At 65.2% G+C, this 23,328-nt stretch carries 17 protein-coding genes; 2 read left to right on the forward strand and 15 right to left on the reverse strand.

Features of this window, described 5'->3' with window-relative positions:
* Window positions 1-105: 105 nt before the first annotated feature.
* The 9 genes from NK8_RS16835 to NK8_RS16875 all read right to left on the reverse strand — a co-directional run bounded on the left by NK8_RS16835 (window position 106) and on the right by NK8_RS16875 (window position 14,423).
* Entirely contained in the window at window positions 106-1,059 is a 954-nt protein-coding gene (locus NK8_RS16835; RefSeq protein WP_213230125.1) for a LysR family transcriptional regulator, read from the reverse strand.
* Between the two features lie 74 nt (window positions 1,060-1,133).
* Window positions 1,134-5,705 carry a cellulose synthase subunit BcsC-related outer membrane protein gene (locus tag NK8_RS16840; protein WP_213230126.1) on the reverse strand — a complete coding sequence of 1,524 codons (4,572 nt, stop codon included), beginning with the start codon at window positions 5,703-5,705 and terminating at the stop codon, window positions 1,134-1,136.
* Complete coding sequence (bcsZ, locus tag NK8_RS16845; protein ID WP_225936318.1) at window positions 5,699-6,805, reverse strand: cellulose synthase complex periplasmic endoglucanase BcsZ; 1,107 nt, start codon at window positions 6,803-6,805, stop codon at window positions 5,699-5,701. The genes NK8_RS16840 and bcsZ overlap by 7 nt, the downstream gene beginning before the upstream one ends.
* Before the next feature lie 37 nt (window positions 6,806-6,842).
* Window positions 6,843-9,347, reverse strand: a complete 2,505-nt coding sequence (gene bcsB / locus NK8_RS16850; RefSeq protein WP_162067260.1) for a cellulose biosynthesis cyclic di-GMP-binding regulatory protein BcsB — start codon at window positions 9,345-9,347, stop codon at window positions 6,843-6,845.
* Window positions 9,347-11,560 carry a UDP-forming cellulose synthase catalytic subunit gene (gene bcsA / locus NK8_RS16855; protein ID WP_213230128.1) on the reverse strand — a complete coding sequence of 738 codons (2,214 nt, stop codon included), beginning with the start codon at window positions 11,558-11,560 and terminating at the stop codon, window positions 9,347-9,349. The genes bcsB and bcsA overlap by 1 nt, the downstream gene beginning before the upstream one ends.
* On the reverse strand, window positions 11,557-12,345 hold the full coding sequence (gene bcsQ / locus NK8_RS16860) for a cellulose biosynthesis protein BcsQ (RefSeq protein ID WP_162067262.1): 789 nt from the start codon (window positions 12,343-12,345) through the stop codon (window positions 11,557-11,559). The genes bcsA and bcsQ overlap by 4 nt, the downstream gene beginning before the upstream one ends.
* Window positions 12,342-13,091, reverse strand: a complete 750-nt coding sequence (gene bcsP, locus NK8_RS16865; protein WP_213230129.1) for a cellulose biosynthesis protein BcsP — start codon at window positions 13,089-13,091, stop codon at window positions 12,342-12,344. Before bcsP ends, bcsQ begins: the two co-directional genes overlap by 4 nt.
* 121 nt (window positions 13,092-13,212) lie before the next feature.
* Window positions 13,213-13,668 (reverse strand): cellulose biosynthesis protein BcsD, encoded by a 456-nt coding sequence (bcsD, locus tag NK8_RS16870; RefSeq protein WP_162067264.1) that lies wholly within the window; start codon window positions 13,666-13,668, stop codon window positions 13,213-13,215.
* Window positions 13,669-14,225: 557 nt separating this feature from the next.
* Window positions 14,226-14,423 carry a hypothetical protein gene (locus NK8_RS16875; RefSeq protein ID WP_162067265.1) on the reverse strand — a complete coding sequence of 66 codons (198 nt, stop codon included), beginning with the start codon at window positions 14,421-14,423 and terminating at the stop codon, window positions 14,226-14,228.
* Window positions 14,424-14,865: 442 nt separating this feature from the next.
* Here NK8_RS16875 and NK8_RS16880 point away from each other — a divergent pair, with 442 nt between their 5' ends.
* Complete coding sequence (locus NK8_RS16880; RefSeq protein WP_213230130.1) at window positions 14,866-15,480, forward strand: NAD(P)-dependent oxidoreductase; 615 nt, start codon at window positions 14,866-14,868, stop codon at window positions 15,478-15,480.
* Window positions 15,481-15,547: 67 nt separating this feature from the next.
* Here the strand turns inward: NK8_RS16880 and NK8_RS16885 are convergent, their stop codons facing one another.
* The 5 genes from NK8_RS16885 to NK8_RS16905 form a co-directional block, all read right to left on the reverse strand.
* A complete protein-coding gene (locus NK8_RS16885) occupies window positions 15,548-16,015 on the reverse strand; it encodes a DUF3331 domain-containing protein (RefSeq protein WP_225936319.1) in 468 nt (155 codons plus the stop codon).
* Between the two features lie 432 nt (window positions 16,016-16,447).
* Window positions 16,448-17,284: an ABC transporter permease gene (locus NK8_RS16890; RefSeq protein WP_162067267.1), complete on the reverse strand. Its 837-nt coding sequence runs from the start codon at window positions 17,282-17,284 to the stop codon at window positions 16,448-16,450.
* Between the two features lie 6 nt (window positions 17,285-17,290).
* Window positions 17,291-18,562, reverse strand: coding sequence for an ABC transporter permease (locus tag NK8_RS16895; RefSeq protein ID WP_213230132.1), 1,272 nt, complete (start codon window positions 18,560-18,562; stop codon window positions 17,291-17,293).
* A 66-nt stretch (window positions 18,563-18,628) separates the two neighbouring features.
* The gene (locus tag NK8_RS16900; protein WP_225936348.1) at window positions 18,629-19,639 is read right to left on the reverse strand and encodes an ABC transporter substrate-binding protein; all 1,011 of its coding nucleotides are present in this window, start codon (window positions 19,637-19,639) and stop codon (window positions 18,629-18,631) included.
* Window positions 19,640-19,735: 96 nt separating this feature from the next.
* A complete protein-coding gene (locus NK8_RS16905) occupies window positions 19,736-20,836 on the reverse strand; it encodes an ABC transporter ATP-binding protein (RefSeq protein WP_162067269.1) in 1,101 nt (366 codons plus the stop codon).
* Window positions 20,837-21,020: 184 nt separating this feature from the next.
* Here NK8_RS16905 and NK8_RS16910 point away from each other — a divergent pair, with 184 nt between their 5' ends.
* Window positions 21,021-22,517 carry a PLP-dependent aminotransferase family protein gene (locus NK8_RS16910; RefSeq protein WP_213230134.1) on the forward strand — a complete coding sequence of 499 codons (1,497 nt, stop codon included), beginning with the start codon at window positions 21,021-21,023 and terminating at the stop codon, window positions 22,515-22,517.
* Window positions 22,518-22,666: 149 nt separating this feature from the next.
* Here the strand turns inward: NK8_RS16910 and NK8_RS16915 are convergent, their stop codons facing one another.
* Window positions 22,667-23,251 (reverse strand): TetR/AcrR family transcriptional regulator, encoded by a 585-nt coding sequence (locus NK8_RS16915; protein ID WP_213230136.1) that lies wholly within the window; start codon window positions 23,249-23,251, stop codon window positions 22,667-22,669.
* Window positions 23,252-23,328: the final 77 nt, after the last annotated feature.

The raw sequence follows: 23,328 nt of genomic DNA on the forward strand, positions 1-23,328 counted from the left end.
AAGGTTCTGCGGCCGAAGCGGCCTGCGAGTGAATCGAATCTGCAGGAATTACGGACAAAAAGTGGCGGATTACTTTCTTGCCCGAAGGGGTGGGTCACGCGCTGTTCAAAACCCCGCGACGCCCGAGGTCACGAGCGCGTACGGGCCGCTCGTCAGCTGCTGCCTGAGAAAGTCGACGCATACGCGAATCTTCGCCGAGTGCGACGAGCGCGCGGAAGTCACCGCCCAGACGTCGGCGCGTTGCCGGTACGCGGGCAGGACCGGCACGAGCGTGCCGTTCTGGAGGCTCGACGCGACGTCCCAGATCGAGCCCATCACGATGCCGAAGCCTGCCTCGGCCCATTGCCGCACGATGTCGCTGTGGTTCGATGCGATCGGCCCGGTCACTTTCACGCTTTCCTCGCCGTTGGGACCGGCGAGCCGCCAGACGCCGAAGCGCTGATCGCGGCCGCGAAACAGCAGGCAATCGTGCTGCGCGAGTTCGGCGAGTGTTTTCGGCATGCCGCGCCGTTCGAGATAGGCGGGCGCGGCGGCGAGCACCCGAAAACTTTCGACGATCTTGTGTGCGATCAGATGCGGTTCCTGGACCTCGCCGACGCGAATGTCGATATCGAAGTTCTCGCCGACGAGATCGACACGGCGATCGAGCAGTTCGAGCCAGATGTCGAGCCCCGGATGGCGGCGACGCAACAGCACGAGCGCGGGCGACACATGCTCGCGCCCGAGCCGCAGACTCGTGCCGATGCGCAGTACGCCGCGCGGATCGTCGAGGGCGGCGAAGGCGTCGGCCATGCCTTGCACGTCGTCGAGAATCTTTTGCGCCCATTGGAACGCTGCTTCGCCGTCGCTCGTGATGGAGACGCGGCGCGTCGTGCGCATGAAGAGCTTCACGCCGAGGCTGGCTTCCAGCATTGCGATGCGCTTGCTGACGTGCGCCGGGGAGATGCCGGTTTCGGTGGCGGCGGCGATGAAGCTCGAGCGTCGCGCGACGATGCAGAACAACTGCAGATCGCGCAGGAATTGGTCGTTGTTCGCGACGAGCGCGCTCTGGGTTTTCATTCGCCTTTGCCTGTGTGCCCGCTTGCGGCCGTGGCGCTTAGCCTAGCCGCAAGCGAACCGCACGCGCAAGCTCATCAATTCGACAGCGACAGATACGGCGAACTAAACGCCTGCGGCGGGAACACCGGCTGCGCACCGCTCTGCCGCGTGAAGCTATAGCGTACATACACTGCTGCGAGCCACTCGCGATACTGATACGCGTTGCCAAACGATGCCGTCGCACCAAAAGCGAGTTGCGGCGCGAGCTGGTATTCGCCCGTCGCGCTGACCGAGTACGACACGCCCGTCTTGCTCTGGCCGGGATAGACCGCACCCGCGTCCGGCGCCGCGCCGGAGCTGGCGGCTCTCGCCTGATAGGTCGCATTCGTCGGGAAATAGTTCGACTCGTCCTGACGATAGTGCTGCACGCCGATCGACCCCTTCAGGTCGTAGGTGAAGAGCCCCGAACGCCCCGCGTATTCGACCGGGAAGTTGAGGATCACGTACTGCTGCGGGCTGAAGTAACCGCCTTGCCCGAAGTTGAAGTACGACAGGTTCTTGTCGTAGTGCATCAGCGTGGTGTTCGCGCCGACCGTCAGCGTCTGGTCCGCATCCTTGATGATGCGCGTATAGATGCCGCCGCCACCCTTCACCGCGTTGTTGGTCGCGACATTCTTGCCGTCGAGGAACTGGTACGCCGCGTTCACGTAGACGCCGCTCGTGCTGTCGTCCCAGCCGAAGTCGGCGCGCGCGCCCGTCGATGTCACGCCGCCCCATTCGAGGCCCGCGCCCTGATCGCGCGCGCCGGCGTAGGACAACAGGCTGTCGGTCACGGCGCGCCGTGCGACGGCGAGCGAGTACGAAACCTTGTCGGTGATCGCGTTCTGATACTGCAGGCCGCCGACCACGTTGGTTTCGCGGAAGCCAAGCGGCGTCGTGCCGATATCGCCCTTGAAGTTGCGATTCTCGTAGCCGACCGACAAGCCGACGCCCGTCGCCGTCTGCGAGCCGTAGTTGTTGGTCGGCGGATTGGCGACCGCGCCGAGGCCCGAGCCGAAGCGCGCGAGCGTGTTCTGCGTGCTGGCGGCCGTGCCGGCATCGAGCGTAACGGGCGTCGCGCGCACGATCACGTGGCCGTTGCCCGCCTTGATGCGGCCTTCGATGGGCGCTTCGATGTCGGTCAGGTTCGACAGGCCGTCTTCCCCGTCGCGGCTGCGGAAGATGAGGCCGCCCGAGATCGTGCTCGCCTGCTCGCGGTTGATCTGCGCGAGTTCTTCCGCGACGCCCGCCGTCTGCGAATTCGCCACCGGGACGGGCACGCCGCCCGCGCTCATCGTCGCGGCGGCGGCGGCGCGCTGTGCCGGTTGCGCCTGCGACGGGTAATACGGTTGCGCGTAGCCCGCGGGCGGCTGCGGAATGTACTGCTGCTGTGCGTATGGCTGCGGCGCGTACTGTTGCGGCAGCGGCGCGTAATACGGCTGCTGCTGGCCGTACGGCGCCTGCGCGTACTGTTGCTGCTGCGGCGGCGCGCTATACGCGTACGGATCGGCGTGACGCGTCGCCGTGGTCTTGCGCGATGTTGTCTGCTTCTTCTTCTGCGTGCTGGCGGCCGGCGGCGGCGCGTACGCATTCGACTGCGCATCGCGCGCGCCGGGCGACATCGGCCAGGGCGCGGCGTACGGGTCTTGCTGCTGCGGATACGGCTGTTGCTGATAAGCCTGCTGCGGATACGGCTGCTGCTGCGGATACGGCTGATAAACAGGCTGCTGCTGATAAGCCTGCGGCGGCGGATACGCTCCTGACGCAGCCGCATCCTGTCCCGGATAAGCCTGCAAAGGCGCGCCCGATTGCCCGGAGCCGTAGGTATCGGGGCCGTAACCGCCGTTCGAAACCGGACGCGGCGCGACATTGGGCATCGTCGCGGGCGCGGACGGCGCCACATAAGGCGTCGTGTAGGGCGCGGGCTGGGGAGGCGGCAGATAGTTCGGCACGGGCTGCGAGTAACTCTGAGGAAGGACCTGACGATAAGACGCGCCGGATGCGAGCGCCGGATTCGACGCCGTATCGACGGCCGTCTTGCCTTCGAACGGATTGGTGCCGGGCAGCGGATTCGAGCCGATGCGGCTCATCGCGGTTTCCCAGCCCGGCGGGACATTGCCGCGCGCGTTCGCGGACGCGGCCGGCGCTGGCGTATTGGCCGCGAGGAGCGAGCGCTGCAGGAACTGCGCGGCGAGATCGAGCTTGCCTTGCGCGCGATACATCCGGCCGATCGCGGCGAGCACGCCCGGATCGTTCGGCGCGGCTTCATAGGCCTGATTCGCGTAGGTTTCGGCGAGCTTGAAATCGCGCACGCCGCTCGCCGCCGACATCGCCGCCGTCTGCAGGCCGATATCGTCGGGACGGCGCGACAGCGCGTTCTGGTAGCACACGAGCGCGTTGCGGTCGTCGCCCGCCGACGTGTACATGCGGCCGAGCGCCGCTTGCAGATCGGCGTTGTCGGGCATCGCGGCGAGCCACGGTGAAATCACGTCGTAGGCGCTCGCAAGATTGCCCTGCCTGCGCACGACATCCGCGCGCGCAACCACGATTCCGATGTTCAGATTGTTGAAGTCGGTGCGCTGTTGCGTGGTGAGCGGCATCGACTGGAGGCGGCGCATCACGGAACCGAGTTCGGCGTCCTGCTGCGTGGCCGACAGAATGCCCGCGTACTGCAGCAACAAGCCGGTGTCGTTCGGCGCATTGGCCATCGCGCCGCGCACGAGCGACAGCGCCCGCGCCGGATCGCCCGCCTTGACATACGCCGAAGCCACCGCGCCCATCAGTTCCGCATTGCCCGCCGCGACGGGTTCGGCGCGGCGCAGAATTGCGAACGCCTGCTGGCGCTGGCCCGAGGCGGCCGTGCGCGTCGCGAGTTCGGCTTGCTGTTGCACCCACAGACGATGCTGCAACGCGGTCATCGCCGGCGTGCGTTGCGCAGCGGGAATGCGGTCGAGTTGCGCGAGGCCAGCCGACCAGTCCTGCGTTTCCGCCGACAAGAGCGCGCTCGCGTAGAGCGCGTCGGTCATGTCGGGATGCGTCGCGAGCAGGCCGTCCATCATGCTGCGCGCGTTGCCGACCGCGCCCTGACGCACGTAGATGCGCGCGAGGTCGAGCCGCAGCCACGGATCGTCGGGATTATTGAGCAACGCGTCTTCGAAGAGACTGCGCGCCGCGCCGAGATCGCCGCGCGCTTCGGCGGCGCGCGCCTGCGCGGCCTGCGCCTCGCCGCGCAGCTTGTTGATGCCGCCGGCCTTCGCCTGCTGCTCCGTGTTCAGGCGATTCGCGAATTCGAGCGCCTCGTCGCCGCGACCTTGCGCGGCCAGCGCGCCGACCAGCCCGCGAATCGCATCGGGATTGTCGGCCTGACGACGCAGCGCCATGCGATACGCCTGCTCCGCGCCGCGCGGATCGCCGTTCGCGAGCAGCATTTCGCCGAGCAGAACCTGCGCGGTGACATCGGACGGATCGACGGCGATCGCGCGTTCGAACAGCGCCTTCGCCTGCGCGATCTGCCCGTTGCTGCGCGCGCCGATGGCGTCGCTCGTATAGGTCCAGTACGTCGCGCTCGTGAGCGCGTCTTTCCAGCGCGCCGCATTGCCGGCCCGCGATGCGCGTTCGAGATAGGTGCGCGCTTCCGAAAAGCGTTCCTGCTTCAGCGCGGCGACGCCCATGCCGCCGAGCGCGTCGGCGTCGTTCGGATTGCTCGCGAGCACGGAAGAGAAGCGTGCGCGCGCGGTCGTGAGATCGCCGCGATCGAGCGCGGTGAAGCCTTCCGCGACGGTGCGCCCGCGCGCATCGACGGCGGCGTCGGCCTGCGAGCGGTCACGCGCGGTTCGGTCCTGCTGCACCATCGAATCGAAGCGCGCCTTCACGGCGGCGTCGTCCGGCGACACCTGCAGATACGCCTGATAGAGCGGCGCATCCGATGCACGCGCGCCGAGCCACAAGAGCGCCTGCCGCCAGCTTTTCTTCGCGTCGGCGCCGACGGCGCTGTCGTTCGCGAGCTTCGCGAGCCGTGCGATGCCGTCGCGCCGCGTCGAATCGCGATAGGTCAGATGCTGCGCGTAGGCGAGCTGATAGCGCGGCTCGTCGGGGTTCTCGCGCGCGAGCTGTTCGAGTCCGCGGCGCGCTTCGTCCCAGCCTTGCGGCGTCGCCGCGAGCGCCTGGTAGTACTCGAGCTGAAGCTGCGGCGTCGCGGGCTTGCCGTCGATCGCGCGACGGTATTCCTGCACCGCCGAGGCGCTCTGTCCGCTTTGCGCGAGACGTCGCGCGTCGTTCACGGTCTGGTCGCGCGAGCTGGATTCGCCCAGACGCCGGCCGAGTTCGTCGATGTTCGGATAGTTCGGCGCGACCTGACGCAATTGCGCCAGATACTGCTGCGCGCCGCTGCCGTCCTTGCGGTCGGCGAGCACCATGCCCATGCCGAACAGCGCGTCGGGCTGCTTCGGATTGATGCGCAGCACTTTCTGCCACGCCTGCTCCGCGAGGTCGCCGCGCCGGTGCGCCTGCCAGTATTTGCCCTGATCGATGAGCACCGAGAGCGGATCGGTGGCGGCCTGCGCGAACGCCAGCACGGGCGTAGCGCAAAGCAGCGCCGCGATCACGCGTTGTCTGGTCCGGATCAGCATGCGCTTCTCCAGTTCGGCACGAGCCGCCCGTTCTCGTCGAAGCGATAGCGTCCGTCGACGAAACCGCCGCCGAACAGGCCGAGCACGCGGTCGTAGTAGACCGGCTCGCGACCCGCGACAGGCGGCGCGACGAGCGCTTCGAGATGCGTGCGCGCGAGTCCCAGTCCTCGCTCGTCGTTCAGCGCCTTGAAGTAGGGTGCCAATGCGCCCCAGTAGGAAAGCGGACCTTCGCCACTCGTCGCGCCGCTGATGGTCGCGACCTTCTCCGGCGGAAAACCCGTCTGCGCGACGCTCTGGCGCATGCCGCCGAGCGCATCGAGCCACGCTCGCGCAAGCGGATCGGCGCTCGACGCCATGCCGGCCCACAGATAGACGCGGATCGCATCATAGCTGCCGACATCGCCGCTCTTCGGATCGACGACGAACTGGCCGTTCTGGTATGCGGCCCAGTCCGGCGCATAGCCGCGCGGCGCGGTGACCTTGATCATCTTCGCGGCGTTCTGCGCGAGCGGCGTCCACGGACCGTCGGGCATTTCGTGCGCGAGGCCGCGCAACAGCGGCAGCGGCAGATAGCTCGGGTTCAGCCGCGTCACGTCGCCGCTGCGAAAACCTTGCGGACCGGGCAGGAGCATCGCGCCGAGGCCCGGCAGATCGACGATTTCCTGCTTCACGATCTGCGTCGCGAGCGCGTAGGCGAGCTTCGTGTACATCGGTTCCTTCCACAGCCGGCCGGCCTGGAACAGATCGTAGGCGATCCACAGATCGGCGTCGGAAGCCGGGTTCGGGTCCATCACGCCGAACGAGCCGTCCGGCTTTTTGCCCCATTGCCACGCGGGCAGGCGCAGCGTGTTGGCATCGAACTGATTCGCCGACAGATTCACGCGCGTCCAGTGCAGCAGACGGTCGAACGTCGCGCGGTCGTTCGCGACGAGCGCGAAGAACATGCCGTAGGACTGGCCTTCGGAGGTCGTCTGCTGCGCCTCGGTCGAGCGGTCGATCACGCGGCCATCGGCCTGCACGGCGCGTTCCACGAAGATGCGGTAAGCGGGCCAGTCGCATTGCGGCGCGGCGGCGGCGCTGGCCGCCGAAGCGGCGATCATTGCACCGGCAAAAACTTGAGCGGTGGATACCCGCATATCAATCCCTCAGGCGCCGTGCGGCGATCGCGCGCAGCGTACGGTAGAACAGGGCGGCGATGATGAGCGCGGCGAACAGGCCGCCGAGCACCAGCAGAATCGGATGCGACGACAGCGCCCAGCGCATGTAATGCATCGGCGACAGATGGCCGACGTAATACGCCTCGCCGTTCGATGTGACCGTCACCGTGCGGCCGTGGATCACGGCCATCGCGCCCTGGATGGACGGCAGCAGGTCGTTGTCGAGCAGGGCGGCGGAGAGATCGGCGTCGGACTGGCCCGCCGCACTGATGAGCGCCACCGCGCTGCGCCCGCTCTTCAACGGCGATTCGAAGCCGGTCAGGAGCGCGTCGCCGTTCGAGCTGACGAGCGAGAGGTCCGCGCGCGCCGGCGAGCGTTCCGGGCCTTGCTCGCCATGCCACCAGTCGACCAGCTTGAACGCGACATCGGAAAGCTGGAAGGTGCGCGCGTCGGCGTCGCCGGAGAAGGGCATCTGCTTCGCCCAGCGTTGCAGGAGCGGCTGGCGGCCCGGCGAGCCGAGAATCAGCAAGTCCTTGTCGGCAAAGCGGTCGACGTCGTTCGCGCTCGTCACCGTGACGCCCGTCACCGGATAGCCCGTCGATGCGCCCATGCGGCCCATTTCCAGCAGATACAGGCTGTAGTCGGCGGAATTCGGCTCGGTCGGCAGCACGACCGCCGTCTGCGAGAGATCGGCCATGCGCGTGAACGGGAAGCCGCCGTTGGCGAACGCGGCCAGATCGGGCAGCGCCATGTAATGCGGGAAGCCCGAAAGATCGATGGTCGAATTCGGATCGACCGCGCCGACGACGTTATCCAGCACGCGGCCCTGGCATTCGCCGGTCTTCGGGATGTCGTAGTAGAAGTGCAGGCGCAGTTGCGCGCGCGGCGTGATGAGCAGCGGCGGCAGATAGATCTCGCGGCGCGCGGCGACGGTCTTGTCCGGCAGCACGCGGCTGAAGTAACTGCCGAGATCGAAGGTCGAGGTCGACACGGCCGGAATGCGCAGCGACTGCACGAAGCCGTCGTTCACGCTGATATTGAGCGACGAGCGGTCCGGCGCGGGACGCACCGTGTAGCGATAGCCGAGATCGACGGGCACGCCCTTCGTCTGCCACATGAAGAGGTCGGGCGGCACGCGCAGGTTCACGCGCACGGCGTCGGCGTCGTAGCCGTGGGCGGTCAGGTCGCGTGCCTCCGCGAGTTCGCCGAAGCGCACCGGACGATCCGTCGGCAGCCAGTTCGGCGCATCGTAGGGGCGGCGCGGTTGCAGGTCGGTGAACTGCGTGATCGTCGCGCTGGTGCCGGAGAGCGTGTTCTGGCCGACGCCGAGCGCCTTCGCGGCGGTCTTCAGTTCGGCGTCGTCGCGGCCGAGCACGAGCAGGAGACGGCCGCGCGCGCTGGCGTCGCGTTCGACGAGCGCGATGGTCGGGCCGTTCACCGGCGGAATGTCGACGCCCGCGATCTTCGCATCGCCGACAGCAAATACCACGGCATTGCCCGACAGCGGCACGTTATCGGTCTGCGCCGGGAAGATCGCGCCGCGATAGCCCGCGAGCGAGCCGAAGTACGACGCCACCATGCCGGCCGATTCCAGTTCGCCGAGGCTCGGCTTGCCCGCGAACACGAAGGGCAGTTCGAGGCGGCGCACGTCGCGGCGGTCGAAGAACGGCTGCGGCAGCGCGGCGAGATCGGGCTTGTTCGTGATCGACGCATACGTGAGATCGAGCGAGCTCGCGTTGCTGACGGTCGCCCACAGCGTCGAATTCGACGGGTCCTCGCACTGCTGCGTGTAGTGGCCGATCAGTTGAACGTTGAGGTGATTGAACTCGGTGATGAAGCGCGGATCGATCGCGACGTCGCGCGCGACCAGCACGCCGGCCTGATCGCGCGGCACCGGCAGCGTCGCGGCCACTTCGCCATTGATGAGCACTTTGAGCTGCGAGATCGACGGCAGCAGCGACGGCGAATAGCTGTAGATCAGATGCAGGATCGCGCCGGTCACGACTTCGTCGCCGCGCACCGAGAACGCGATGCCGTTCTGACCGTCCGTGCCACGCAGTTGCAGCGGATCGAGCGCGCCGTAATCGGCGAAGGTCAGCGTCTGGCGGCGTCCGCCGGGCACCAGCGTGCCGGGATCGGCGGTAGTCGGAATGCGCGAGGTGAGCGGCTTGTCCGGCTTGCCGGAGAACGCGGGCACCGGCATCGCGAGCGCGGGTTGCGGGAGCGTGGCGGGGTTGAAGACAGCCGCCGGACTCGGTGCGGGCACGGCGCCGACGCCGGTCGCCTGCTGCGGCGCCGCCGCGACGCTTGCCGATGCGGCGTTCGCTGCGTTCACTGCGGCCGCCGCCGACGCGACCGGCGCGGCCAGGGCGGTTTGCAAGGCCATGAAAACGGCCAGCGCGCGGCCCAGAGGTCTTTCGCAAAAACGCGGCGCGCGCTCGCCCGTTTCGTTTTCAACGCGCAACTTCGACATACCCGTGCCCATTATTGGTCTTTGGTTTTCAGCTTCTTCACATCGACTGGGCGCTTGTTCATCCAGGTACGAAGGTCGCTGTACAAATGCTCGAACAAACCTGCGATGCCGCGCGTGCCCACCAGCAGCACGTGCGACAGGCCGCGCAGCGGCGTATCCGGGCGGCGTCCCTCCGACCAGCCGGTCCAGGCGTCCGCGCGCGCGAAAGTGGTCTTCACGAAGTCGTATTCCTGCTCGCGCGTGAGCTGCGAGAAACGCAGGCCGACGCGCCCCGGCTCGGTATAGCCGACCGTCGCCGGGAACGCGTATTCCTCGTCGCCGCGAAACAGCGACACGGTCACGCGTTCGTGCATCGGGACTTCGATCTTGCTCGGCAGCGCGACGCCGACGCCGCCTTCCGAATAGTCGATGGTCTCGCACGCGAGGGTGCGGCCGGTCGAGAACTTGAGCATCACGGGCATTTTCATCGTCACGCGATGCGTCGCGCGCACCTGCTTGCGCTCGCTCGCCGCCGCCACCGACGCGCCGAGAATCAGCATGTTGTAGACCGTCCAGCAAAGGTTGAGGATGGTCGTGTTCACCTCGCTGCGGACATGCCAGTACATGACGATATGCACGATGCCCGCGATGAAGCCGAGCAGGTTCAGCAGCAGCAGGAACAGATACGGGCGCGAGATGTACCAGTCGAAGTAATCCTTCGCGATCTGGCCGCCCTTGGCCGTCACGTTGAACTTGCCGAGCTTCGGGTTGATGACCGCGAGCAGCGTCGGCGCGGTGATGTACGACGCCAGCACCGACTCATACACTTCGGCCCAGAACGAATGGCGGAAGCTGCGCTGCATGCGCGAGTTGGTGATGCTCGCGTGCATCATGTGCGGCAGCGCGAAGATCGCGATGGTGCTCGCCGCCGCTTCGATCACGTGCGCGCCGAAAAACAGATACGACAGGGGCGCGGTGAGAAACACGAGACGCGGCACGCCATAGAAGAAGTGCAGCATGCCGTTGAGATAGCACAGCCGCTGGCCGATCTTCAGGCCCTTGCCGGTGAGCGGATTGTCGATGCGGAAAATCTGCGTCATGCCGCGCGCCCAGCGGATGCGCTGCCCGATATGCCCCGAGAGACTCTCCGTCGCGAGGCCCGCCGCCTGCGGAATCGCGAGATACGCGGTCGTATAGCCGAGCCGATGCAGCTTGAGCGCCGTATGCGCGTCTTCCGTCACGGTCTCGACCGCGATGCCGCCGATCTCTTCGACCATCGAGCGGCGCAGCACCGCGCACGAGCCGCAGAAGAAAGTCGCGTTCCAGAGATCGTTGCCGTCCTGCACGAGACCGTAGAACAGCTCGCCCTCGTTCGGCACCTTGCGGAACGTGCCGAGATTGCGCTCGAACGGATCGGGCGAGAAGAAATGGTGCGGCGTCTGCAGCATCGACAGCAGCTTGTCGCGCAGGAACCAGCCGAGGCAGATCTGCAGGAAGGAGCGCGTCGGAATGTGGTCGCAGTCGAAGATCGCGAGGAATTCGCCCTTGGTGATCTTCAGCGCCTCGTTGATGTTGCCCGCCTTCGCATGGCGGTTATGCGTGCGGATCGTCCAGTTGACGCCGACTTCCTCGCAGAAGGTCTTGAACTCGGGACGGCGGCCGTCGTCGAGGACGTGGATCGCGAGCTTGTCGCTGGGGTAGTCGAGCGCGAGCGCCGCGTAGATCGTCGGCTTCACGACCGAGAGCGGCTCGTTGTAGGTCGGGATGAAAACGTCGACGGTCGGCCACTGGCTGCGGTCGGCGGGCAGCGGCAACGGCTTGCGCTTGAGCGGCCACGCGGTCTGGAAGTAGCCGAGCAGCAGCACCAGCGCCGCGTAGACTTCGGCCGCGACGAGCAGAAGACCCCAGGCGGCGTCGAGCGGACGTTCCCAGTAGGTCGTTTCGGTGAGACGCCAGAACATGTAGCGGCCCGACGCGACCACCGACAGCATGATCATGACGAGCGTCGCGTACTGGCCTTGCAGACGTCGGAATCCCAGCGCGCAGATGAAGCAGATGGTCGCGAACGCGAGCTGCTGGCCGAACGCGAGCGGCACCGTCACGACGAAATACAGCGCGAACGCGGCGAAGATCGTCAGCAGGACCACCATGATCCGGCTGCCCCAGAGGCGCGCATCGACGAAACGTTCGAGACGCGAGGTCGCGACGCTCACTTCCGTTTCCGGCGACGGCTTGTCGGCGCTCATGCGAGTTTCCTCGACGAGGCGGCCATCGCATCGACCGCGGAGAGAAGCCACTCGCCGCACGCGCGCAGATCGGCGGCGGCTTGCGAAAGCGGGTCGTAGTGGATGAGCGTCGTGTCGCACGCGAGCGATTCGGAGACGCCTTCATCCTGATGGATCACGCCCGGAAACAGCTTCGTGCCGAGCATGTTGCGCAGCACCTTGAGCACGTCCTTGCTCAGCTGGCGCGATTGATCGACCTGATTCACGACGTAGCCCTGGCCCGCGAAGTTCTGGCGCGGCGCGGCGTAGGCGTCGATCATGCGCTCCATGCCGGGAATCGCAGCATATGATGCGGCATCCGCCAGCACCACATTCAGCGCGAAGTTCGCCGCCGTGAGCGCGGTGCGCGTGTAGACGGAGGAACCGGGCGGCGTATCGACGATCACGATGTCGTTGGGGTCGAGCGCGAGCGATTCGAGCGCATGCGCGAGCCAGGCGGGATCGCTGTCGACGAGTGCCTCGAAGCGGCGGCGGTCGTCCTCGATCACGGCGCCGTAGGGCAGCACGGTGACGCCATCGACGCCGTCGAACATCACGGTCTGCCAGGGATCGCCTGCGAGCGTCGCGCGCGATATGCCGTCGATGCTGTCGAGCGGAATGCCGAAGTGCAGGCGTAGCGCGTTCTGCGGATCGAGATCGAGCACGATCACGCGACGGTTGCGCGCGGCGAGCACCGAGGCGAGATTGGCGGCGAGCGTCGTCTTGCCGACGCCGCCCTTCGCGGAAACTACCGTGATGACTTTCATGAGCGTGAGAGGCGGCCCGCGCGCGCGTCGAGGCCTGCGCTTGCTTGCGTGTTCGTGGGTTCGTTGGCGTGGCGCAGGCGCTCGAACATGGCGCCGAGCGAATCCGTGGGCGCGCTCTGAGCGTGTTGTTGCTGCGGCCTGAAGAGCTTGCCGAGGATCGAGTGTGGCTCGGCGGGCACCGGCTCGGGCGCACGCGGCGCGGGCGCCGCCGGCGGCACATGGGCGGGCGCGCGGCGCGCGAGGAAGCCCGATCCGGCCGTGGCCGCCGGGCGCGGCGTTTCCGCGTGACCCGTGCCGGCGTCTTTCGCTGCGGGCGGCTGAACCGGCGGCACGTCGACCGCCGAAGCGGTGGCCGAATCCGGAATCGTTCCGGTCTCCTTCGACGCCGATTCGCCCAGCACCGAAAAGCGCAAGGCGCTCAGTGATTCGGCCGCAGGCGGCGTGACGGGCGGAATCGTGCGGCGATGCGGCCGCGTGAAAAGCTGCTGCTTGCCGCGATGGATCGGCGTCGGCTTGTCAGCCGGTTCGACCGACGGCTCACTCGGACGCGCGCGCGCCGTGCTCGACTGTGCGTCGCGGCGCGGCGCGATCTCGGGAATCGCCGGCTGCGCGAAGTCGAGCGTGGCAAGCAGCGGCCAACGGGTCCGGGCCGTCTTGGCCTCGTTCTCCCGTCCGATTTCCTGGTAGTCGCCTGCATTGCCGCCGAAATGATCGAACAGCTTCTCGATGTCGCGCGAAGTATTCATGATGCCGCTTCCTCGTCGTGCCTATTCTTACTGCCTGGCCGGTGCTGCATGTTTTGATCCGCCCGTCGGGGCGGTCGATGCCGCCGCATCGGGGCGGCGGTCGGATGACGCTGAAGCTGCTTCAGGCTGCGACGCGCGCGAGCCTGAATTCGATGCCGGCGTCGTCGCCGAACTCGCTCGCCTGGCGGATTGCGAGCCCTTGCGCGCCGAGCGCGGCGAGCCACTGCTGATACGCACCTTCGAGAAACGCGGGCGTCCAGGCAAGCGCGCGTTCGCCGAAAGCGGGCAGCGGCGCGCAAAAATGCACGATCCTCAAGTAGTCGCGTTCATCGGAAAGTTCGACGAAGCCCCAGTCTGTGTCGCGCCAGAGCGCATTGAGGGCGTCGGCGAGCGCCGCGGTGGAGTCGCAGGCCGGCAAGGGCCGGGCGTCGGCGAAGCGGCTGCCTACGCGATGCATCAACTGACGCAGTTCGTTGCGCCCGATCTGCGCTTCGAACTCGTCCGCAAGCGCGGCCAGAAGGCCACGCCATTGCCTGGAAATCTGACTGTCCAACAGGTAATCGAAAATAGCGGCCATGTTTTCGTTCAGCAGGGCGCAAGCCACAGCATGAGGTTGATCGGTCTTGTTTACGGCCTCGCCAGGAATCCCTTTACCCCGCGAGCATTGATCCAGACGTTTGTCCAGGCGCTATTACACGTCTGAACTTACTTCAATGTCATTTTTTTCGCCAGTAGAAAGACTAGCAGCGGATTGTTTTGTGGGATTGGGCGAAAAGGACGTGGCAGAGAGCCCAATTCAGGCATTCGGGAGCCATCGGCATGGACGAAATATCGACACCCAGGCGCGTGGTTCGATCGCCGCGCGCGACCCGCCGCCCCAAGCGGAGGCGAAGTGTACCATCTCGTTAATACAGTCGATCGAGCGGCGTGCGTTCTGATTCGTACGGATTGACGTGTGCTGCAGAATCGTGCCGAAGGCCCGCTAAGTCGATGATTCGTCTAACTTAACCGGCGTACAGGCAGCGACGAGCGCGATCCGATTGATTTTCTTGGCAAGCGACTGCTTCAGGTCAACATACGGCCGGACGAAAAAAAGCGCCCCGAGTGGGGCGCTTCGCATGAAATTCTGAACGCTCAGGGGTTTGCGCGTACCGCGTCCCGAACTGCGTCCATCACGATGCCGTAATTGAGCGGGATGTCCAGCGAATCGGAGTAGCCGGGTTCGTCGGCGGACTCCTTTGGGAGTGCACGGACCGGAATAGCTTCATAGGCGGTTTCGCCTGCCGGATTGTCGCGTCCTTCGATGGCACCCTGCAATTGCGGATTCTTCACGATTAACTCCTTCCGGTAATGGAGCGGCGAGGAACTGCAATATAAACCAATGTCATGACATTTTGGCGACTTCGATTTGAAAACTCGCTCCGAAACTGCTGCGCGCGGCGCGCCGGTAATCGCCGCGGTCGCGCATTTCGAGAGAGTGCGGGGCCTCTAGTGTAACGGCAGCGTGCCGTTCGGAATGCGCAATTGGATTATGACGATGGTGTGTCGATATTGCGCCAGAGGGCTGGAATCGGCCCGGAAATTGCATGACCATAAGCATGCTACGTAGGCTTTTAATGATCACGGTGCGCGAATGGATTCTCCAATTCCGTCCTTGGCGGAAACAAATTCTATCGAAAGCGGCGACTGTGACATCGTTTGTTTCCCTTTATCATGAAGCGACCGGTTGCACGATGCCGGTGCGGACGCCCTAATAAGAAAGGAGAAAGCGGCAATGAGCAAAATCGCGATCGTCGGCGCGACGGGCAATGTCGGCAGCCGTTTGCTGGAGGAAGCGTTGCGGCGTGGACACACGGTCACCGCCATCGCGCGCGACACGTCCGCGCTCGAGAAGCGGGACAGCGTCGACGCGCAGAACGTCGATGTGCTCGATGCGGACGCGCTAACGGCTGCCATCGCGGGACACGACGCGGTGTTCAGCGCGACGCACTTCGCCACGGTATCCGCAAGCGCGATTCTGGAGCCGGTCAAGCGGGCTGGCGTGCGGCGCCTGCTGGTGGTGGGCGGCGCGGGCAGCCTTTACGCGGCGCCCGGTCAGCGCGTGCTGGACCTGCCGAACTTCCCGCCCGCGTACAAGCCGGAAGCCACCGCGGGCGCGGCCTTCCTGGATGCGTTGCGACGGGAACGCGACGTCGACTGGACATTCATCTCGCCTTCAGCCGAGTTCGTTCCGGGCGCGCGCACGCAGAAATTCCGGCTCGGTGTCGACGAACTGCTCGTCGACAACAACGGCCGCAGCTGGATTTCATTCGAGGACTACGCGATCGCCTTCCTCGACGAGTTCCAGAAGGGCGCCCATATCAGACAGCGCATCACCGTCGGATATTGAAGGCGCGCGCGGCAAGACTGGCATCGTCGAGCGATGCCGGTCTTGCCGTTTTCTTTTGCCGCTGGCGTCAGCCGTGGAAATCGACTTCCACTTCTTCGCTGTTCTGCGGCATGGCGGCGGCGAGGATCATCGCGGCGGCGTTCTGCGGCTTCGGATCGCGCTGCGACGGCCGATAAACCTGATCCCCGCGATGAATCGGCATACCCGAGAGCGAGCACACGCCCTCGGCGTTGGCCGTGGTCGCGCGCCATCCCTGATAGCCGTAGTGACACGTTCCAGGATCCGACCAGTACACGAGCGCCGTCGCGCTGCTCGGACGCTCGATCACGCGCACGATGGCCTGCGGAAAAGGCAGCCGGTCATCGGGACGATGCGTATGCGTGCGATTCCAGTCGCGTGTCAGGCGCTCGAGGAACGCGCTTTCGGCGCGCGCCGTTTTCTGAGATGGGGCAGTGCGGGCGATATCCTTCGGCATCGCCTCGAGCAGGTGAACCGTCTGTGACCACGGGTCCGCTCTTTTCGAAAAAGCTGTCATGGCATTGTTCCAGGCTTTGACTCGACCTAGAACGTACGTCATTAAGCACAATCCGATAAATACTGCATCAGTGAATACACTATCCCGTTGTCACGAATAATCGGGCAGCCGATGTCGAGGGCCCGCCTCGTGCCTTTACTGGCGTGCGCTCAAGCGATTCGTAAGGTCATGCTCGGACCGGCGCGGATGGCCGACCAGGCGCAATCGCCCGCATCTGCGAGGGGTTTTGTTCGCGATTCGCGCTTTTTGTATGGCCAAAGCGACTGCGATGGCCCTTCGCGCGAGGCGTGGACCCAGTCGAAGCCTTGCCTGCATTGCCCTTCGGTCAGTCCTTGGTTGCCACCGAAGACCGGTCGACGGCGAGATCACCGCGCGATAGTCGACGCGCACGCTGTGCGTGCATTGTTCGCGATTCGCTAACGGTCGCGCGTTCTAAGCAACCGCCCGCGCCGCAGCACGCCCGCGCAGCCATTCCAGCGCCAGCAGCAGACTCGTCGAGAACACGATGAGAATCGTCGCCAGTGCCGCGATGGTCGGGCTGATGTTCTCGCGGATGCCGGTAAACATCTGGCGCGGCAACGTCGTCTGATCGGCGCCGGCGAGAAAGAGCGTCACCACGACTTCATCGAACGAGGTAGCGAAGGCGAACAACGCGCCCGATATCACGCCCGGCGCGATGACCGGCAGCGTCACGCGGAAAAACGTCCTGAGCGGGCTCGCGCCGAGCGACTGACTCGCCCGCACGAGGTTGTAGTTGAAGTTCTGCAATGTCGCGCCGACGGTCGTCACGACGAACGGCACGCCGAGCGCCGCGTGCGCCAGAATCAGCCCGAAATACGTATTCGCGATGCCGAGCGGCGCAAAAAACAGATACATGCCGACGCCGACGACGATCACCGGCACGATCATCGGCGAGATGAGCACGGCCATCAGCACGCTCTTGCCCATGAAGTTCGCCTTGGTCAGCCCGACCGCCGCGAGCGTCCCGAGAATCGTCGCGACGACCGTCGCGGAAGGCGCGACGATGAAGCTGTTTTTTGCAGCCATGCGCCATTCCTGCGACATGACGAGATTGTGATACCAGCGCATCGACCAGCCGGGAATCGGATAGACCAGGAACGTGCTCGACGAGAACGATAGCGGCACGATCGCGAGCACCGGCAGGATCAGATACAGCAGCGTCAGCACGCAAATGATGCGCAACGCGAAATACCAGATGCGTTCGATGGCGGAGGTATGCGGCGCGAACATCGGTTTGGCGAGTTTCATCTTTCTTTACCCCAGGCTCACGTTCGAGCGCGTGAAGCGTCCGTAGACGACATAAAGCAGCAGCGTCGCGGCGAGCAGCAGCGCGCCGAGCGCGCACGCCATGCCCCAGTTGATCGTCACGTTGGTGAAGTAGGCGATGTAATAGCTGACCATCTGGTCGTTCGGCCCGCCGAGCAGCGCCGGCGTGATGTAGTAGCCGATTGCGAGGATGAACACGAGCAGCACGCCCGCGCCGATGCCCGGATAGGTCTGCGGCACGTACACGCGCCAGAACGCCGCGAACGGATGGCTGCCGAGCGACACCGCCGCGCGCTGATACGTCGGCGGGACGGATTTCATCACGCTATATAGCGGCAGGATCATGAAAGGCAGCAGGATGTGCGTCATCGAGATATAAACGCCGACGCGATTGAACAGCAACGCCAGCGGCGAGCCGATCAATCCGCTGCCGATCAGCGCCGTGTTCACCAGCCCTTCGCTCTGCAACAGCACGATCCACGCGGCGACGCGCACCAGTATCGACGTCCAGAACGGAATCAGCACGAGCACCATCACGAGATTCGCGCGGCGCTCGGGCAGCGTTGAAATCCAGTAGGCGAGGGGATAGCCAAGCAGCAGGGCGAACAAAGTCACGCCAACGCCGATCACGAACGTTCGGCCAAAGACGTTCAGATAGATCGACTGGTCCGGATCGGCGTGGACGATATTGCCGAAGCCGTCCTGCTTGTGATCGAGCGATGCGAGCAGATAGAACGGTGAATAGCGGCCTGCGTTCTTGGCGATCGCCTGCCAGTAGGCGGGATCGTTCCAGCGTTCGTCGATTTCCAGAAACTTCGACTTGATTTGCGCGGCGGGCAGCGGCTTGCCGTCGTCGCCGGTCAAAGGCATCGCGCGGGCGGTTTTCGCGACCAGCGAGCGATAGCCCGGAATTTCCGTATTCAGGCGCCGGGCGAGCGCGCCCATCGATTCGCCTTCCGAGATCGTGGTCAGGTCCTGCGCGAGCGCGGCATAGGCTTCGTCCGATGGCGGCGCCTTGCGGTCCCATTTCGCGAGCGCGGCGCCGGTGTGCGGCAGCGCGTTGGCCACTTCGGGATTTTCGATCGCGCGCGTGAGCAGCGCGCCGATCGGCACCACGAAAATCAGAAACAGGAAAATGGCGAGCGGCGCGATGAGCGCGAGCGCCATGGCGCGCTTCTTCGCGTCGGCGATCTTCAGTTCGCGCTTCAGGCGCGCGCTCGATTCGCGCGAATCGTCCGCGGGGATCGTCATGGTGTTCACGCTTGTGTCTCCTTCTTTGCGGTCGCGCTTTCGGAAAGCGCGACCGTCTTGCTGCCTATGACGCGTTTACTTCGACGCCCACGCGGTGAAACGCTGCTCCAGCTCGTCGCCGTGATCGGTCCAGAACGCCATGTCCTGCAGCACTGCGTTCTTCGCGTTTTCCGGCGAGTTCGGCATGTCGGCCTTGATCTTGGCGTCGAGCGCGGAGATCGCGGCCTTGTTCACCGGGCCGTACGCGATGTTCTTCGCATAGGTTTCCTGCGGCTTCTGCGACACCGAATACGCGATGAACTGCTGCGCGACGTCCTTGTTCGGCGAGCCCTTCGGAATCGCCCAGTAGTCGAGGTCGTAGATGCTGCCGTTCCACACGACCTTCAGGTTCTTGCCTTCCTTGCGCGCCGCGTCGATCCGGCCGTTATACGCGGTGGACATCACGACGTCGCCCGCGACGAGGAACTGCGGCGGTTGAGCGCCGGCCTCCCACCATTGAATCGACGGCTTGAGTTCGTCGAGCTTCTTGAACGCGCGGTCCGCGCCGGCCTTCGTGCCGAGCACCTTGTAGACGTCCTTCGGCGCGACGCCGTCGGCCATCAGCGCGAATTCGAGGTTGTAGCGCGCGCCCTTGCGCATGCCGCGCTTGCCGGGGAATTTCTTCGTGTCCCAGAAGTCCGCCCAGCTCGCCGGCCCGGTTTTGAGTTTGTCGGCGTTGTAGGCGAGCGCCGTCGACCACACGAAGAAGCCGACGCCGCAGGTCTGCGGCGATTCGGGCACGAGATCCGACTTCTTGCCGATCTTCGACCAGTCGAGCTTTTCGTACAGACCTTCGTCGCAGCCGCGTCCGAGATCGCCCGATTCCACTTCAACCACGTCCCAGTTCACGTGCTTCGCTTCGACCATCGCCTTGACCTTGGCCTGTTCGCCGTTGTACTCGACGGCGGTGACCTTGTTCTTCGACGACTGTTCGAACGGCTGGTTGAACGCGACCTTCTGCGCGTCGCCGTTCGCGCCGCCGAAGTTGACGACGGTGATTTCCGCCGCGCCTGACACCGCCGACGCGCATGCGAGCGCCGCCGCCATGGAACACAGTGCGAACTTCTTCATGATGGTTTCCTCTGTCTGCTTGGTTTTATCAGTGGAGCTACGGGAGTCGGAAGCGAGACGCTTCGTCTGAATTCAGGCGAACACGCGCAGATGCTCGGGCGCGAATTCGAGCGCGATGGGCGCGCCGGGCGTGAAGCCGTCGAGCGCCGCGGTGCCGAGCGGCACCTTGACGAAGCATTCGTCCTGCTCGCGCACGCCGCAGCGCATCCGCACGTGATCGCCGAAATAGATGAGGCTCTTCGCTTCGCCCGCGAGCGCGTTGATGCCGTTGCCATTCGTGTGGCCGTTGCCCGACGTGAGCTTCATGCGCTCGGGCCGGATGCACGCGATCGCCGATGCACCCGGTTTCGCGTTCGCGACATTGAGCCCCGACACGCGCGTGCCGTCGGCGAGACGGATCTCGCAGAAGTCGCCCTGAATCTGTTCGACGGTGCCGCGCAGCCGGTTGCTGTCGCCGATGAAGTTCGCGACGAACTCGTTGCACGGCGCTTCATACAGATGATCGACGGTGTCGAGCTGCTGCACGATGCCCTTGTCGAACACAGCGACGCGGTCGGACATGGTGAGCGCCTCGCCCTGATCGTGCGTGACGTAGACGAAAGTGACGCCGAGCTTCTCGTGCAGCGCCTTGAGCTCGATCTGCATGTGCTCGCGCAACTGCTTGTCCAGCGCGCCGAGCGGCTCGTCCATCAGCACGAGCTTGGGCTCGAACACGAGCGCGCGCGCCAGCGCGATACGCTGCTGCTGGCCGCCGGAAAGCTGCGCCGGATAGCGCTTCGCGAAGCTCTCCATGCGCACCATCTTGAGCGCGTTGTTCACCCGATGCGCGCGTTCTTCGGCGGACATCTTGCGCACCGTCAGCGGATATTCGACGTTCTGCTGCACCGACAGATGCGGAAACAGCGCGTAGTTCTGAAACACCATGCCGATGTCGCGCTTGTGCGGCGGCACCTTGTTGAGCAGCTTGCCGTCGAGCCAGATTTCGCCGCCGGTCGGGAACTCGAAGCCGGCGAGCATCATGAGGCAGGTCGTCTTGCCGGAACCGGACGGCCCGAGCAGGGTGAGGAACTCGCCCTGATAAATATCGAGATCGAGCGATTTGACGACGAGCGTTTCGCCGTCATAGGTCTTTCGAACGCCGCGAAAGCTGACGATCACCTGATCGGATTTCATCTTCCGTGTCTCCTTCGGAAAATCCTGGTACTGCCGGGCGTCGTGGCCGACGCCCGGAAATTTTTTCCACTGCTTGGGATAACTATAGCCCGTTACGGTTCTACAATGGGGAGCCATTTCAATATTCAAAATGGAACCACTTCGGGCTGTCGGAAGAGAGTGGCTCCTAGCGCGGGAAACAATCATGGATACCATCATCCTCGCCGACTGGCTGAGCGCGCGCCTCGATCGCACGGCCGCCGAACCGGTGTATCGGCAAATGCTGGAAGGCATGCAGGAGGCCATCCTGACGAGCCAGCTCGCGCCGGGCACCAAGCTCCCGAGCTCGCGCACGCTCGCGACCGATCTCGGCATCGCGCGCAATACCGTGCTGCATGTGTACGACCAGCTCACGGCCGAAGGCTACGTGACCTCGACGACCGGCAGCGGCACCTATGTCGCCGATACCGCGCCGCGTGACGGCGGCGGTGTCAAGAAAGCGAAGCTGGCGGAAACGCAGCCGCAATGCACGATCTCGCGGCGCGGCGAGCGTCTGATCGCGCAGGCGGGCGTGTCGCCGAAGCAGTGGGGCGCGTTCATGCCCGGCGTGCCGGACGTCGCCGAATTTCCGGCGCGCACATGGAGCCGGCTGCAGGCGCGTCTCTGGAAGCGCGCGAGCCCCGATCTGCTCACGTATGCGCCCGGCGGCGGCTATCGGCCGCTGCGGCGCGCGCTGTCGGACTACCTGCGCGTCGCGCGCTCGGTGAAGTGCCAGCCGGACCAGATCATCATCACGACGGGCATCCATCAGTCGGTCGATCTCGCCGTGCGGCTGCTCACCGATTTCGGCGACCGCGCGTGGGTCGAGGACCCGTGCTACTGGGGCGTGCGCAGCGTGCTGCAATCGTCGGGGCTGACGCTCGTGCCGATTCCCGTCGACGAAGAAGGGCTCAACCCGAACGCGCGCGACATGGCCGACCCGCCGCGCATCGCGCTCGTGACGCCGTCGCATCAATATCCGCTCGGCATGGTGATGAGCCTCGCGCGGCGTCGCGCGCTGCTGGAGTTCGCGCGCCAGCACAAGGTGTGGATCATAGAGGACGATTACGACAGCGAGTTTCGCTACGGCAGCCGGCCGCTGTCATCGCTGCAGGGACTCGACGACGCCGGACAGGTCATCTACGTGGGCAGTCTCGGCAAGATGCTGTATCCCGGCTTGCGGATGGGTTACATGGTCGTGCCCGAGCCGCTCGTGGAGACGTTCAGGACGGGCGTGGCGGAGCTGTATCGGGAAGGGCAGCTGATGCAGCAGGCCGTGCTGACCGAGTTCATTCTCGACGGGCATCTCACGACACACGTGCGGCGCATGCGCGGACTCTACGGCGAGCGCCGGGAATTGCTGATCAACGCCATTCGCGCACGCTTCGGCGACACGCTCGCGGTGCGCGGCGACGAAGCCGGGCTGCATTTCGTGCTCGAATTGCCGCGTTTCGTCGATGATCGCGCGGTCGCGTCCGCCGCGCTCGCAGCCGGCGTCGTGACGCGGCCGCTGGTCAATTACTTCATGGATCGCGAAACCGCGCTGCGCGGCTTGATGCTCGGCTACGCGTGCGTGCCGAACGACGATATCGCGCCCAATTTCGCGAAGCTCGCCGATGTCATCGAGCGCGCGCTCATGCCCATGCAGGTCGCCCACGCATGAAGCCTGCCTTTGAATTCAATCGCATTGATTGAAATACTTGATTTCCCTTACGGGCATTTCTATCGCACTCTTGAAGTTCTCTCGGGTTGTGTCAAATCCCCGACTCAACCCTTCGCACCGGCCTCGCGCCGGTGTTTTCTTGTGTGCATCTATCGTTGTTCGGCCGCGCCGCGCTTGACCGCCCGCACCACGCGCGCGAGCGCCTTCAACGCATCCGCCGGCGTGTCCGCGAACTGCGCGGCGACGATCGCGCCGTCCACGGCCAGGGCGAGCGCCTGCGCGTCGGCCTTGGCCGTGCGCGATGCCGGCATGAGCGCGCGGATCGCCGCGGTCATGTCGCGCTTGTGACGCCGCGAGATATCGACCGCCTGCGGCAGCGTCGCGCCGACTTCCACGACCGAATTGATGAACGCGCAACCGCGATAGCTTTCGTTGCCGAACCATTCCGCCAGCGCGGGCACGAGCGCGTTTAGCGTGCCGCCGTGACGCGCGAGCGCATCATGGAACCATGCCATCCAGTTGTCGTGACGAAAGTCCAGAAACGCAACGATCAGATCGTCCTTGCTCGGAAAGTATCGATAGAAGGTTTTCTTCGCGACGCCCGATTCGGCGATCACGCGATCGATGCCCGTTGCGCGAATGCCGTCGCGGTAGAAGAGATCGTGCGCGGTATGCAGGATGCGTGCGTCCGGCGCGAGCTCGGCGACATCGGCGGGGAAAGCTGAGGTATTCATGCAATCGATTGTAGACAGGTTCGTCTACCTGCGCTAGAGTGCATCGGGTAGACAGATCTGTCTACCCAATACATCTC

The organism is Caballeronia sp. NK8, from assembly GCF_018408855.1.
In the GTDB taxonomy this organism is placed as follows: Bacteria; Pseudomonadota; Gammaproteobacteria; order Burkholderiales; family Burkholderiaceae; genus Caballeronia.

What these genes read in the sequence shown, in the direction of transcription:
- NK8_RS16835 (WP_213230125.1), bottom strand. Translation starts at nt 1,059, where the DNA reads ATGAAAACCCAGAGCGCGCTCGTCGCGAACAACGACCAATTCCTGCGC.
- NK8_RS16840 (WP_213230126.1), bottom strand. Translation starts at nt 5,705, where the DNA reads ATGCTGATCCGGACCAGACAACGCGTGATCGCGGCGCTGCTTTGCGCT.
- bcsZ (WP_225936318.1), bottom strand. Translation starts at nt 6,805, where the DNA reads ATGATCGCCGCTTCGGCGGCCAGCGCCGCCGCCGCGCCGCAATGCGAC.
- bcsB (WP_162067260.1), bottom strand. Translation starts at nt 9,347, where the DNA reads ATGGGCACGGGTATGTCGAAGTTGCGCGTTGAAAACGAAACGGGCGAG.
- bcsA (WP_213230128.1), bottom strand. Translation starts at nt 11,560, where the DNA reads ATGAGCGCCGACAAGCCGTCGCCGGAAACGGAAGTGAGCGTCGCGACC.
- bcsQ (WP_162067262.1), bottom strand. Translation starts at nt 12,345, where the DNA reads ATGAAAGTCATCACGGTAGTTTCCGCGAAGGGCGGCGTCGGCAAGACG.
- bcsP (WP_213230129.1), bottom strand. Translation starts at nt 13,091, where the DNA reads ATGAATACTTCGCGCGACATCGAGAAGCTGTTCGATCATTTCGGCGGC.
- bcsD (WP_162067264.1), bottom strand. Translation starts at nt 13,668, where the DNA reads ATGGCCGCTATTTTCGATTACCTGTTGGACAGTCAGATTTCCAGGCAA.
- NK8_RS16880 (WP_213230130.1), top strand. Translation starts at nt 14,866, where the DNA reads ATGAGCAAAATCGCGATCGTCGGCGCGACGGGCAATGTCGGCAGCCGT.
- NK8_RS16885 (WP_225936319.1), bottom strand. Translation starts at nt 16,015, where the DNA reads ATGACAGCTTTTTCGAAAAGAGCGGACCCGTGGTCACAGACGGTTCAC.
- NK8_RS16890 (WP_162067267.1), bottom strand. Translation starts at nt 17,284, where the DNA reads ATGAAACTCGCCAAACCGATGTTCGCGCCGCATACCTCCGCCATCGAA.
- NK8_RS16900 (WP_225936348.1), bottom strand. Translation starts at nt 19,639, where the DNA reads ATGGCGGCGGCGCTCGCATGCGCGTCGGCGGTGTCAGGCGCGGCGGAA.
- NK8_RS16905 (WP_162067269.1), bottom strand. Translation starts at nt 20,836, where the DNA reads ATGAAATCCGATCAGGTGATCGTCAGCTTTCGCGGCGTTCGAAAGACC.
- NK8_RS16910 (WP_213230134.1), top strand. Translation starts at nt 21,021, where the DNA reads ATGGATACCATCATCCTCGCCGACTGGCTGAGCGCGCGCCTCGATCGC.
- NK8_RS16915 (WP_213230136.1), bottom strand. Translation starts at nt 23,251, where the DNA reads ATGAATACCTCAGCTTTCCCCGCCGATGTCGCCGAGCTCGCGCCGGAC.